The sequence below is a fragment of the Pseudomonas sp. R3-52-08 genome, assembly GCF_003851745.1.
In the GTDB taxonomy this organism is placed as follows: domain Bacteria; phylum Pseudomonadota; class Gammaproteobacteria; order Pseudomonadales; family Pseudomonadaceae; genus Aquipseudomonas.
This window is the reverse complement of record NZ_CP027730.1, coordinates 2,936,392-2,949,015: the sequence shown is the minus strand read 5'-3', so window position 1 is coordinate 2,949,015 and position 12,624 is coordinate 2,936,392. Positions and strand designations below refer to the sequence as shown.

Below are 12,624 nucleotides of genomic sequence, written 5' to 3'. Positions count from 1 at the left end.
TAGACCTTTGTTTATCTAACAGTAAATCCTCCTATCCGACCTTTACCGTTTGTCATAACGGCTCCGTGCCTCATTAAACCTCTCCGACTGTTCGATCACCCACGCCCATAGAGGAATCATCTGCACCAATAATCCCATTCCAAGTTCGGTCAGAGCGTATTCGACACGCAAGGGCTTCTCGCCAAAATCGTGACGAGAGATCAGCCCGTCGCGCTCCAGCTGGCGCAACGTGTGAGTGAGCATGCGTTGAGTGACGCCGTGCAATCGGCGGCGTAACTCCGAGTGCCGCAAGGGGCTACTCACACCCAGCGCATGCACTACGCCTAGTAACCATCGGTTACCGGAATGACTGAGGATATCGCGCTTGAGACCATCCTCGTCCTCGCTAAGTGCGCGACAGGCATCCTGTGAAAGACGCACGATTTCCTGAGCGTCCAGACCGCTCGGTATCACCACCGGCATGTTCACCAGCTTTCTATTCGATCCAGCTTTCGGGGTCGTTGACCTGACCGCCGGGCAGGTCAATGCGTTGGGCAGCTTTGAAACTATGGTTACGGTGACAACACCGGAAGACATAGGCACGCTCACCGCAGCCATTGTCCTGCACAGCCCGCGCCTTATTAATCAGGTCGTATACACTGCTGGTGACACCCTTACCTACGGCGCTTTGGCTGATTTGGTTGAGCAAGTCATCGAACGGAAAGTCGAGCGCCGAGAGCTTAGCGTGCAGCAGTTGCTAGCAGACCTTGCAGAAAAACCTGACGATAATTTACGAAAATACCGGGCAGTTTTTGCTATGGGCTGTGGTGTGGCGTGGGATGTAGCGAGGACATTCAACGCAATACATGGATTACCAGTGACCAGCGCAGAACAATGGGCGCAATCAAATCTGCGTCGTAGTTAAGGTTGGCAGACGCGCGTTGAGTAGCTGAAGACGAGTCAACACATCCCTCAAAGTAAACGTACCTTGCTCAGATCGGGCAAGCGGCCACCAATACAAGCGACTTGGCCGTACGGGCTTGTATGTATCCGAGCTGTGCCTGGGCACGATGACGCTCGGAGGTAATGCTAACGCGGGTATGTGGGCCGCAATCGGCGCGGTTGAACAGGGCGAAGCCAACAGGTTGATTGTCCAAGCTCTGGCGCAACGGATCAACTTCATAGACACCGCCGATATTTATTCTTTCGGTCAGTCGGAGCGCATCCTGGGTGATGGATTCACCTGTCACCCAGTGCGAATGCCGCGATGCCAGAAACACGGCGAGGGGTGCGATATCTTCCGGCTCACCGAAGCGACCCAGCGGAGTGCCCGCGATGAGCTTTTCACCAAATTCACCGGCAAAATTTCCGTCAGGTGCCGTACTCGATCCGGATCGTGACCCCCTGGATAAGCCTTAGGGTACTTATTGGATGTGCTGCCATTTCTTAAAAACAAATTCGAGGCTGTACCCATCCGGGTCCAGCACATTGGCCGCGTAGTAGTCGGGATCGTAATGCAAGCGTGCCCCAGGCGGGCCGTTGTCGACCGCTCCCTGATGCAGCGCAGCGGTATAGGCGGCATCAACTTCAGCCTGGCTGCTTGCGACAAAACCTACATGTACCGCGCGCTCTTCCACAACGCCCTCACGCAACCAGAAAAACATCCGGCCGTTGGCACCGAAGCCTTTCAGGTCAGGATGCCCCGGTGGGCCGTCCTTGCCGTCGTAGTTCAGGCGCGCGGTGATACCCAACGGGGTCAGGGCAGCTTCGTAGAAACGGATGGACCGTGCGATATCGCTCACGGACAAAAATATATGATCCAGCATGGCAAAACCCTCATGATTCAGATGTTGTAGCCGCCGGCTACTTCGAGGGTCTGGGCATTGATCCAGGCGCCCTCCTCTGACAGCAACATGGCGATAACGCGCGCGACGTCTTCCGGCTCGCCGACCCGGCCGAGTGCCGTTTGCGCCGCCAGCTTCGCCTCGAACTCAGCGTTCAGCCCCCCGCCCAATTCGGTACGGATGGCGCCGGGTGATACCGCGTTGGCTCGTATTCGCCGCTCGCCGAATTCTTTGGCCATGTAACGGGTGAGCACCTCGAGCCCGCCCTTGAAGGCAGCATAGGGCGCCACGCCAGCGGTGGCGACGCGGGTAGTGGCACTGGTCAGGTTGACGATACTGGCATTTTCCGCGAACAGCGGCAGGAGGGTTTGAGTGAGAAAAAACGGCCCTTTGAGGTGCACATTGAACAGGCCATCGAACTGCGTTTCGGTGACAGTTGCCAAGGGATTGAACAGCCCGTACCCGGCATTGTTGACCAGGCCACCCAGCATGTTAGCGTTCCAAGTGTCCTGTAAGGTCAGTACCACTGACTTGCGAAACGCTACGAAGCTGCCAACATCAGACACGTCGAGCTTGAGAGCGACAGCCTTGCCACCGACGCGTTCGATGCGTTCCACGACTGCGCCGGCAGCCTGGGAATCAGCGTTGTAGGTGAGGATGACACCCATACCGCGCCGAGCAATCTGCTCGGCGGCACTGGCACCGATTCCACGGCTGCCGCCGGTAATGACGATGACGCTCATTTGATGTTCCTCTGTGGCTTATAGGTGGCCCCACAGTACTCATCACGATCGCCAGGGTCGTACCCATTTCTACTCGAAACCTGCCTGTTTCTGCTTTTCACTTGCAGGCGCAGGTTTCTGCCGTCAGCATCCCGACATGGACAATCAACTGAATGAACTCAGGTCGCTCGCGGCCAAGGCTGAAAATCGCCGCACCGAAACGGGCATCCCACGCGTCGCCATGGTCAAGGGCAAGATCCCCGAACACATGCTGGCGGCGGTCTATGACCCGATGATCAACCTGATCCTGCAAGGCAGTAAAAGCATGAGCGTGGGGGATAGGACGCTTCAGTATGACCCTGCGACCTATTTCGTCATGTCCATTGATTTGCCAGCAGTGGGGTCTGTTCATCCAAGCGTATCGGGAGAACCTTACTTGGCAGTCAGCCTCACTCTTGACCCAACTGTATTGTCAACGCTATTTGAAGACTTGCCCAAACCTGTCAGCCGCCCTGAGAACAATCTCGGGTTCTCCGTAGCGCCAGTCACAACCGACCTGATGGATGCCTGGGTGCGAATGTTGCGATTAATGGGCGATCCAGACGCCATCGCAGCCCTGGCCCCGGTTTATGAACGGGAGATCATCTTTCGTGTGCTCCAGGGCCCCCATGGCTGGATGCTGCGGGAAATTGCAGCACCGGATACGGCGATGGCCCGAGTCAACATGGCGATCCAGTGGATCCGCCGTGACTTCGCTGAGCCAATTGGGGTGGAGCGCCTGGCGCAACGAGCATCAATGAGCGTCTCGGCGTTTCATCGCCACTTCAAGGCAGTCACCAACCTGAGTCCTTTGCAATATCAAAAACGGGTTCGCCTGCTCCAGGCTAGAACACTGATGGTGGCCCACGCCAAGAGCGTCATGGCGGCGGCCTTCGAAGTCGGCTATGAAAGTGCGACACAATTCAGCAGGGATTATTCACGGGCATTTGGACTGCCTCCTGCACAAGATGCCGGGAGGATTCTCGGCAAACGAGCGCTATCAGACTAAGGAGCACTACATGAACCGCCAGCAATTGATCGATTACATACTGAAGAAATACCAGACAAAGCCTGATCACCCATGGGAGAAATTCCCCGACTACGCCGTCTTCAGACATTCGGACAATGAGAAATGGTATGCCCTGCTCATGGAAATTCCTGCCGAGAAAATAGGCGTTGATCAAGATGCGCGGGTTGACGTACTCGACTTGAAAGTTGAGCCCGAGTTGGTCGGCTCCTTGAGGAAAAAGCCCGGCATTTACCCGGCTTATCATATGAATAAAGAGCATTGGATTACCGTCCTGCTGAACGGCCCACTCGGCGCGCAAGAAATTCACTCACTGATTGAAGACAGCTTTCAACTCACACGCTGAGAGCGATCCCGCGTGACGCTGTGGTCAAGCTGGGGCTGGGTCGGCAAGTGCACTACCTGCCCGCCTCCCCCACTGCTGCTGGCTACCTATGTTCAAAGGGGCGGGCCGGTTCAACCGCGCCCGTCCCTTGAGCCGATTCACATCGCCCGTCACTCGAACTGCTGACGATTCTCCGGAGTAATCAACTGGAACGGCACCCAGATGATCGGTGTATCCAGCTTTTCGCCACGCGCCAGGCGGACAGCCGCATCAACCGCTCCACTCGCCTGCCCTACAGCATCCTGGAACACACTGACAGCCATCTTTCCATCCGCCATGAGTTTGAGCCCATCCGACGTACCGTCGATGCCCCCTACCCAGTAATCCTTGGCCTGCTTGCCGGCCTTCTCCAGGCCCATGATCGCGCCGATCGCCATTTCGTCGTTATTGGCCGCGACAATCGAAAAATCGACGCCCTGCTTCACCCAGTCCATGACCACCGTGGCGGCCTGGCTACGCTCCCAGTTGGCGACTTTTTTCTGCACGATTTTCATGTCCGGGTACTTGGCGACGACTTTTTCAACGTCCTCGGTGCGCATCAATGAGGACGCATTGGCGGGGTCGCCGACCAGAATCACCACGTTGCCCTTGTAGCCGGCCCGGCGTGCCAACTCTTCCATCTGCAACGTGCCTGACTCCAGTTCATTGGAGCCGACAAACGCAGCGCGCGCGGTGAGCTTTTCGGGCGAGGGATTGCGGTTGACGAAGACCAGGGGAATATTCGCTTCGCTGGCCAACTGCATCATCTGCGGCGTGCTTTTGCCGTCGACCACGGCCACGATGATCGCGTCGACTTTGGAATGGATCAGGTTGCGAAACTGCCGCAGCTGCAATTCGGAATTGTCCTGCCCATTCTCCATGAAAATATCGATATCCATCGCCGCCGACTTTTGCTGCACGCCATTGCGCAGCAACGCCTGGAAATTATCGTCGTATTTGGCCATGGCCACGCCCACCAGCGGGGTAGCGGCCTGGGCCAGGCCTGTGGTTAACAGCGCCGCCCCCAGGAAACATCTGAACCATGCTTTCATTTTCTAGCTCCCGAGGATCAAACGCTGAATTGATGAAGCAGTTCACGCTGCACTTTGGCCATGGCCGATAAGCGTTGGCTGCTGCTGGCCGATTGCTCGGCACCTTCGGCCGTCTGCTGCGCCGAATCATTGATCTGGATGACCATCCGGCTGGTTTCCGCCACGGTGGCGCTCTGCTGCTCGGTGGCCGCAGCAATCTGGATGTTCATATCGCGAATCGTGCCGACCGCCTCGCTCATCGAATGCAGCAATTCACCGGCTCCCGAGGCCAGCGACACGCATTGGCCCGACTGCACCTGGCTCTCGTTCATCACCTGGACCACGGAATGAATTTTTTCCTGCATCCGTCCGATCATTTCCTGGATTTCGCTGGTAGAGGTCTGGGTACGACTTGCCAGGGAGCGCACTTCATCAGCGACGACGGCAAAACCTCGACCTTGTTCGCCCGCACGCGCGGCTTCGATAGCCGCGTTGAGTGCGAGCAAGTTGGTCTGTTCGGCGATGGTACGAATGGCAACCACAATGCCTTCGATATTGTGGCCGTACTTCTGCAGTTCGTCGGTAACCTCGGTGGCTTTGTTTACCTGCTCGGCCTGAAGGCGAATGTTGACGATGGTCTCGGCCACACGCTCCTGCACTTGATCGGTGAGGTCACTGGTGTCGTCCACCGCCTTGCGGGTGTCTTGCGCGCGCCGTGCGACTTCTTCCACGGTACTTTCCATCTCAGTCATGGCCGAGGCCGCCGACTGCAACCTGTCTTTTTGCTCATCCACTACGCGAGTAGTCTGCTCGCTGCTCAAGGCATTGTTGTCCGCCGTGGTCGCGAGGGCATCGGCGGAGCTGATCAGCTCACGGAAGGTTTTGCGCAGGGCGATGGTCAATTCATTCAGGTAGCCCCCCAGCTCCCCGAACTCGTCCTTGCGCGAGACATCGAAACTGACACGCATATCGCCGGCCGTCAGTTGCTTGAGCACCTCGCGAAACGCCGCCAGGGGACGACGCAGGCTGAAGGCGACCCAAATGCCGATCAGCACGGCGGCCAGCACCGCAAGTACACAGGCGATCAGCACCAGGCTGCGGCTGGTGCCGATGGTGGCGTTGGCATCGTCCCGGGCGTGATTGGCGACCTCAAGGGCCTGGCTGCCAAATTCGCCAATCTTGCCCAGGGTGGATTGCAGGGCGACTTCTACCGCCGTGCGTTGCTGCACAACCTGCGCACTCAATTTTGCCTCGGCGAGGTAGGCATGGAACACGCCGTCGGCGCCGGTCAGATCGGTGAGTAGACGATTGACCATCACGGCGGCAATCCGCCCGCCTCTGGGGTCAACGGCCAACAGCGCCTGAAGGCGCGTGCTGATGACCTCGTCCTGCAGGTTCAGCACGCGTTGCAAGGTGTCGATGGCTGGCGTCGCCGCATGCGCGGCCAGCCCGTCATAGGATTTGTTGACTTCCAACAGCAGTTTTTCAGCCGCCGCCACCTGTTGTGCGTCGCCGGCACTGCGGGCCCGAGCAATGTAATCGCGCAGGTAACCCGCCAACTGCGAACCCTGGCCGCTGCTGTAACCTTGCAGCACGCGCGTCAACGCGAGTTGCTGCACATGCTCACGGTGCGAGGCCATCAGGGTTTGCGCCTGGTCGGCGTAGGCCGTCACTAACTGGCGCTGCTGGGCGAGGCCAGCCTTCAACTCGTCGCGGTCGACCACATAGACCGCCGTGCTGTCGAGCAAGCGATTGAACTGGGTAATGCTGTCGGTGAACGCTTGCTTGCCGGCGTCGATCTGTTTGACATCGGCGCTGATCAGCATGGCCAGCAACGCCTGGTTGGCGCGCAGGATATGCACGTACAACTCACTGGCCGCGCGACTCAATGGTGCCGATTGGCTCGTGATGATGCCCAGACGCTCGCTTATAGAATGCGTGCTTTGATAGCTGACCCCTGCCATGGTCAGCAGCAACAGCACAAGCACCGCAAAGCCCCCGATAACCCGCTGTAAAATGGTCATGGCTAACCCCGTTAGGTTTTTATTGTTGTGGAGCTGGTTTGAAGCGTCGGCGTACTTCGAGGGAGACTGCTCGGAGCGCTAAGGACTGGATCGGCCGCGCAGCCAGGAACTTGAAAGGAGAAAGCGACTGGCGCAGGTTTTAAGATCGACTCAGCGCGAATAAACCGCTGAAATACGGGAGTGATGACCGAGGCGCACTCCCGACAGCCTGCCGGTCGTGCCTCGCGTCAGCACTGTTCATGCACCAACAGTGCTTGGACAGCTTGTACTGAATCAACACACGCCAATCCCCAGGCACGCCACCTATCCATTTGAAATACAACCACTTATCCCTCTGGCATGGCGCATGCAATCACCTGTGCTCCTACCCCGAAGGATGTATCCATGCCCCAGACATTGCCCCAGGCGCTGTTGCGTCAAGCCCACATCCGCGGGTCGGCGATCGCTTTGCGCTACAAGCGCCTGGGCATCTGGCATGAGCGCAGCTGGAGCGAGGTGGCTGGCGAGGTCAGCCAGCTCGCCGCTGCCTTGCATCAGCGCAGCTTGGGGCGTGACGATGACCTGTTGATCATCAGCCAGGCGCGTCCCGAAGCGTTGTTGCTGGCGCTGGCGGCGCAATGGTTGGGCGCCAGCGTCACACTGCTCGACCCGGAGCGCGACAACCAGGCGTTGTTGGACGTGCTGCGGCCACGCTTTGTGATCGTGCAAGACCTGGACACGTTGCAACAACTGCGTGAGCGCGACGTGGTGGTGTTCCTCGACGGGCGTGGCCTGAGCCAGTACCCGGACGCCGGCTTGATCGACTATGCCGACTTGCGTACCGATGCCTCGCCCCCCGCCCACACGCCGCAACCCGACGCCACGGCCTTCGTCTTTCATGCCGAGACCACCCTGCGCCTGACCCATGCGCAGTTGCTCGCGGGCGGCCGTGCGCTGGTCGACCGGGAACACCTCGGCGCCGACGACGAGGCCCTGGCCGCACGGGTGTTTGCCGCCAGCGGGCAAGCACGCTACCTGCTTGCACCCTGGCTGCATGCCGGCTTTGGGCTGAACTTTCCGGAGGCCCTGGCCACCCGCGACATCGACCGGCGCGAGCTGGGCCCGACCTTGGTGCTGGGCACCCGCGAATCCTATGCACGCCTGGAGCAGTGGGTGCGTGAACGCCTGCCGCTGCCGGGGACGTTCAGCCATCGCGTGTACCGCTGGGCCATGCAGCCGAGCCCATCCCTCCTGCGCCGCTGGCTGGGGCACTGGCTGGTCCGTCGGCCACTGCTGGATGTACTGGGGATGAGCCGCCTGCGCGTGCCCTTGTTGGTCGGGCCAGCGCTGAATCCGGACAGTGCGGCGTTCTTCGGTGCCCTGGGCATCCATCCCGGCCATTGGCAAGAACCCGCTTCCCGCCACGAACCCAGCGACCACTTGCTGCCTCAATCTGCCTGACGAGCCTTCCATGCGCACATCCACTGAAGCGGTATTACTGCGGCTCGATGACATCTCCCTGTCGTTCAAAGGCATCAAGGCCATTACTTCCATCAGCTTTGAGGTCAAGGCCGGCGACATCTGCGGCCTGATCGGCCCCAACGGCGCCGGTAAAAGCTCGCTGCTCAATGTCATCAACGGGGTCTACCACCCCCAAAGCGGCAGCATTCGCTACGCGGGCCAGACCCGTCGACGCATGCGCGCGCACCAGGCGGCCGAAGGCGGGATTGCGCGGACCTTCCAGAATATCGCGCTGTTCAAGGGCATGAGCGTGCTCGACAACGTGCTCACCGGGCGCAACCTCAAGCGCCGCAGCAGTTGGCTCGAGCAAATGCTGCGCCTGGGCCGGGCACCGCGTGAGGACGACGCGCACCGCTTGCAGGCGGAAAAGGTGATTGCCTTTCTGCAGATCCATCCCTGGCGCCATGTGCTGGTAGGCACCCTGCCCTATGGCCTGCAAAAACGTGTCGAACTGGCCCGCGCACTGGCCGCCGAACCCACCCTGCTGTTGCTGGATGAACCCATGGCCGGCATGAACGCCCAGGAGAAGGCGCAGATGAGCCAGTTCATCCGCGACATCAACCGCGAGTTCGGCACCACCGTGGTGTTGATCGAACACGACATCGGCGTGGTCATGGGCCTGTGCGACCACGTGGTAGTGCTCGACTACGGTCGCAAGATCGGCGACGGCACCCCGCAACAAGTGCGCGCCAACCCCGACGTGATCGCCGCCTACCTGGGTACCTGAGCATGGAATTTTTCTTCGAAGTGCTGATCGGCGGGCTGCTGGCGGGTGTGATGTATGCCCTGGTGGCGATTGGTTTTGTGCTGATCTACAAGGCCTCCGGCGTGTTCAATTTTGCCCAGGGCGCCATGGTGCTGTTTGCCGCGCTGACGTTTGTCAGCCTGTTGGAGCGCGGCTTCCCGTTCGCCTGGGCGTTCCTGGTCACCCTGGCGAGCATGGTGGTGCTGGCGCTGCTGATTGAAAAAGTCGTACTGCGCCCGCTGGTCAACCGGCCACCGATCATCCTGTTCATGGCCACCCTTGGGCTGTCCTACATGATCGAAGGGTTTGCGCAGTTCCTATGGGGCGCACAGGTGCACGGACTGGACTTGGGCATCGCCGACGAACCGCTGGAAATCCGCGGCATGCTGCTCTCGCAATTCGACCTGTTTGCCGCCGGCACCGCAGCCGTGCTGGTGATCGTCCTGTCGCTGCTGTTCAACAAGACGCGGGTGGGCCTGTCGTTGCGCGCGGTGGCCGACGACCCGCTGGCGTCCATGGCCATCGGTATCCGCCTGCCCCGCATCTGGGCCCTGGTGTGGGCGGCGGCAGGGTGTGTCGGCCTGGTGGCCGGGTTGCTCTGGGGTGCCCGCCTGGGCGTGCAGTTCTCGCTTTCGCTGGTGGTGCTCAAGGCGCTGCCGGTGCTGATCATCGGCGGGCTCTCGTCCATCAGCGGCGCGATTGTCGGCGGCTTGATCATCGGCGCGGCAGAGAAAGTCGCCGAGATCTACCTAGGCCCGGTCATCGGCAGCGGCATTGAAAACTGGGTGCCGTACGTCCTGGCGTTGTTGTTCCTGCTGGTGCGGCCTGCCGGGCTGTTCGGCGAGCGCGCCATCGAACGGGTTTGATTGTCCCTGAGGAACTCCCTGCATGCTGTATCAAGAAGCCGGTCAAATCAGCACTTCCTATGCGGCCGAGCGCCGCACCTTTCGCCTGCGTCAGGACCGCGTCGCGCTGTGGCTGCTGCTGGGCCTGGCTTTTTTTGCGGTGCCTTGGCTGGGCAATGACTATTGGTTCAGCGCGATCCTGGTGCCGCTGCTGGTGCTGTCGCTGGCCGGGCTCGGGCTCAACCTGCTGACGGGCTACGCCGGGCAACTCTCACTGGGCTCGGCGGCGTTCATGGCCGTGGGCGCGTTTGCCGCCTACAACCTGCACTTGCGCGTACCCGGTCTGCCGCTGCTGGTCAGCTTTGCCCTGGGCGGCGTGATTGCCGCCGGGGTGGCGGTGTTCTTCGGCTTGCCGAGCCTGCGCATCAAGGGGTTCTACCTGCTGGTGGCGACCCTCGCCGCGCAATTCGTGGTGGAGTGGGTACTCACCCGCTTCAGCTGGTTTACCAACGACAACGCGTCCGGCGTGATCACCTCCCCGCCGCTGCTGATTGGCGGACTGGATTTCAGCTCACCGCGCGGCCGCTACGTGCTGACACTAGCCGTGGTGGTGGCGCTGTTCTGGCTGGGTAAAAACCTGGTGCGCAGCGAACTGGGGCGTAACTGGATGGCCGTGCGCGACATGGACACCGCCGCTGCCGTGATCGGTATTGGGCTGTTGCAGGCCAAGCTGCTGGCGTTTGCAATCAGCGGCTTCTACCTGGGCGTCGCCGGGTCCCTGTGGGCGTTCGCCTACCTGGGCACGGTGGAACCCCACGGCTTTGACCTGAGCCGCTCGTTCCAGGTGCTGTTCATCATCATTATCGGCGGCCTGGGCAGCGTGCTCGGCAACATCCTCGGCGCCGCGTTCATCGTGTTATTCCCGATCCTGCTGGGCAACCTCTTCGCCCTGTTGCCCGCCGGGCTGATGGATGCGGGCCAGCTGGAAAACATCCAGAAGATGCTGTTTGGCGCGCTGATCATCGTTTTTCTGATCAAGGAACCGGAGGGGCTGGCCCGTCTGTGGCAGCGCTTTCGTCAACGGGCCAGGGTTTGGCCGCTGCGTTACTGAACTCAATAACCCCCCCAGGAATGACCTCCATGACACACCGCTTATCGCTGCGCCGCCTGGCCCTGTGCCTGGCCCTGATCACCGCTGGGCTCACGGCCGGCGCCCAGGCCGCCAACGAACAATACTTCCCCTTGCAAAGCTACCGGGTCGGCCCTTACGCCGCTGGCGGCAGCGGTTTCTTCGGCGGTTTCATCGACTACCTGCAATACATCAACGCCAAAGGCGGCGTGAACGGCGTCAAGCTGACCTGGAGCGAATGCGAGACCGAGTACGTGGTGGAAAAAGGCGTCGAATGCTATGAACGCCTCAAGGGCGGACTCAACGGTGCGCCGGCCGCCGCCACCAACCCGCTGTCAGTGGGCATCGCCTACGCCACGCTGGAACGCTCCACGGCCGACAAGTTGCCGCTGATCACCATCAACCATGGCCGCACCGACTCCACCGACGGCAGCGTATTCCCTTACGTATTCCCGTTGCAGTTGAACCCGTATTCGGAAGTCTCGGCGATCATCAACTACATCGGCCAGCGCGAAGGCGGCGCCGACAAGCTCAAGGGCAAGAAAATCGCGGTGCTCTACCACGGCTCGCCCTATGGCAAGGAAACCAATGGCGTGCTCCAGACCCTGGCGAAAAACGCCGGCTTCGAACTGACCTTGCTGGAAGTGCCACACCCCGGCAACGAGCAACAATCGCAATGGCTGAACATCCGTCGCCTCAAGCCCGACTGGGTGATCCTGCGCGGCTGGGGCGTGATGAATCCGGTGGCGCTTAAATCCGCGCAGAAAGTCGGCTACCCGGCCGATCACATCATCGGCAATATCTGGAGCAACTCCGAAGAAGACGTGGTGCCGGCCGGTGCCGCCGCCAAGGGGTTTATCTCGATCACCACGCACCCGTCGGGCACTGACTTCCCGGTGCTGCAAGGCATCGCGCAAAGCGTGGTGAATGCCGGCAAGGGCAACCTGGCCGACCCCAAGCGATTTGGCACCGTGTATTACAACCTGGGCGTGGTCAACGGCATTCTGAACGTCGAAGCCCTGCGCCTGGCCCAGGAAAAATATGGCCAGAAGCCCCTCACCGGCGAGCAAGTGCGCTGGGGTTTCGAACACTTGAACCTGGACGACGCGCGCCTGCAAGCGCTGGGCGCCAAGGGCCTGGTGCAACCGCTGAAACTGTCCTGCGCCGACCACGAAGGCGGCGGCGCCGTGCGCTTCCAGCAATGGGACGGCCAGCGCTGGAACCTGATCAGCGACTGGGTCCAGGCCGACCGCGCGCTGCTGCGACCGATCATCGAAGCCTCCGCAGCCGGGTACGCCAAAGAGAAAGGCATCACGCCGCGTGATTGCAGCCAGGAGCAGTGAGGCGCTGTCAGTAAGGCAGGTGACACAGCCAT

General features: G+C 60.5%; 12 protein-coding genes and 4 pseudogenes. 9 read left to right on the top strand and 7 right to left on the bottom strand.

Going from position 1 to position 12,624, the window contains the following annotated elements:
• Window positions 1–42: 42 nt before the first annotated feature.
• On the bottom strand, window positions 43–462 hold the full coding sequence (locus C4J91_RS13480) for a helix-turn-helix domain-containing protein (protein WP_124365146.1): 420 nt from the start codon (window positions 460–462) through the stop codon (window positions 43–45).
• Between C4J91_RS13480 and C4J91_RS13475 the strand changes: the two are divergent.
• Window positions 449–904: pseudogene (locus C4J91_RS13475) on the top strand (NmrA family NAD(P)-binding protein); the annotation flags it as partial. The gene C4J91_RS13480 and the pseudogene C4J91_RS13475 overlap by 14 nt on opposite strands.
• A 145-nt stretch (window positions 905–1,049) precedes the next feature.
• Window positions 1,050–1,154: pseudogene (locus tag C4J91_RS27780) on the top strand (hypothetical protein); the annotation flags it as partial.
• Between the two features lie 57 nt (window positions 1,155–1,211).
• Here the strand turns inward: C4J91_RS27780 and C4J91_RS27985 are convergent.
• From C4J91_RS27985 to C4J91_RS13455, 3 genes and pseudogenes are all read right to left on the bottom strand, one after another.
• Window positions 1,212–1,367 (bottom strand): annotated as a pseudogene (locus C4J91_RS27985) (SDR family oxidoreductase); the annotation flags it as partial.
• Between the two features lie 36 nt (window positions 1,368–1,403).
• The gene (locus tag C4J91_RS13460) at window positions 1,404–1,805 is read right to left on the bottom strand and encodes a VOC family protein (protein ID WP_124362790.1); all 402 of its coding nucleotides are present in this window, start codon (window positions 1,803–1,805) and stop codon (window positions 1,404–1,406) included.
• Between the two features lie 17 nt (window positions 1,806–1,822).
• Window positions 1,823–2,566 carry an SDR family NAD(P)-dependent oxidoreductase gene (locus C4J91_RS13455; RefSeq protein ID WP_124362789.1) on the bottom strand — a complete coding sequence of 248 codons (744 nt, stop codon included), beginning with the start codon at window positions 2,564–2,566 and terminating at the stop codon, window positions 1,823–1,825.
• Between the two features lie 136 nt (window positions 2,567–2,702).
• On the opposite strand from C4J91_RS13455, the gene C4J91_RS13450 reads away from it, so the two are divergent.
• The gene (locus C4J91_RS13450) at window positions 2,703–3,593 is read left to right on the top strand and encodes an AraC family transcriptional regulator (RefSeq protein WP_124362788.1); all 891 of its coding nucleotides are present in this window, start codon (window positions 2,703–2,705) and stop codon (window positions 3,591–3,593) included.
• Window positions 3,594–3,603: 10 nt separating this feature from the next.
• The gene (locus C4J91_RS13445) at window positions 3,604–3,957 is read left to right on the top strand and encodes an MmcQ/YjbR family DNA-binding protein (protein ID WP_124362787.1); all 354 of its coding nucleotides are present in this window, start codon (window positions 3,604–3,606) and stop codon (window positions 3,955–3,957) included.
• Window positions 3,958–4,106: 149 nt separating this feature from the next.
• Here C4J91_RS13445 and C4J91_RS13440 read toward each other — a convergent pair whose 3' ends face one another.
• The 3 genes and pseudogenes from C4J91_RS13440 to C4J91_RS28135 all read right to left on the bottom strand — a co-directional run.
• Complete coding sequence (locus C4J91_RS13440) at window positions 4,107–5,027, bottom strand: substrate-binding domain-containing protein (protein WP_124362786.1); 921 nt, start codon at window positions 5,025–5,027, stop codon at window positions 4,107–4,109.
• A gap of 17 nt (window positions 5,028–5,044) precedes the next feature.
• Entirely contained in the window at window positions 5,045–5,749 is a 705-nt protein-coding gene (locus C4J91_RS28140; protein WP_372238181.1) for a methyl-accepting chemotaxis protein, read from the bottom strand.
• Between the two features lie 201 nt (window positions 5,750–5,950).
• Window positions 5,951–6,322, bottom strand: a pseudogene (locus C4J91_RS28135) (methyl-accepting chemotaxis protein); the annotation flags it as partial.
• 1,092 nt (window positions 6,323–7,414) lie between these two features.
• On the opposite strand from C4J91_RS28135, the gene C4J91_RS13430 reads away from it, so the two are divergent.
• From C4J91_RS13430 to C4J91_RS13410, 5 genes are read left to right on the top strand one after another with little or no spacing between them, the layout of a single operon-like run.
• On the top strand, window positions 7,415–8,470 hold the full coding sequence (locus tag C4J91_RS13430) for an AMP-binding protein (RefSeq protein ID WP_124362784.1): 1,056 nt from the start codon (window positions 7,415–7,417) through the stop codon (window positions 8,468–8,470).
• 10 nt (window positions 8,471–8,480) lie between these two features.
• Complete coding sequence (locus C4J91_RS13425; protein WP_124362783.1) at window positions 8,481–9,257, top strand: ABC transporter ATP-binding protein; 777 nt, start codon at window positions 8,481–8,483, stop codon at window positions 9,255–9,257.
• 2 nt (window positions 9,258–9,259) lie between these two features.
• A complete protein-coding gene (locus C4J91_RS13420; RefSeq protein WP_124362782.1) occupies window positions 9,260–10,141 on the top strand; it encodes a branched-chain amino acid ABC transporter permease in 882 nt (293 codons plus the stop codon).
• A 22-nt stretch (window positions 10,142–10,163) separates the two neighbouring features.
• A complete protein-coding gene (locus C4J91_RS13415; protein ID WP_124362781.1) occupies window positions 10,164–11,231 on the top strand; it encodes a branched-chain amino acid ABC transporter permease in 1,068 nt (355 codons plus the stop codon).
• Between the two features lie 29 nt (window positions 11,232–11,260).
• Window positions 11,261–12,592: an ABC transporter substrate-binding protein gene (locus C4J91_RS13410; RefSeq protein ID WP_124362780.1), complete on the top strand. Its 1,332-nt coding sequence runs from the start codon at window positions 11,261–11,263 to the stop codon at window positions 12,590–12,592.
• Window positions 12,593–12,624 lie beyond the last annotated feature (32 nt).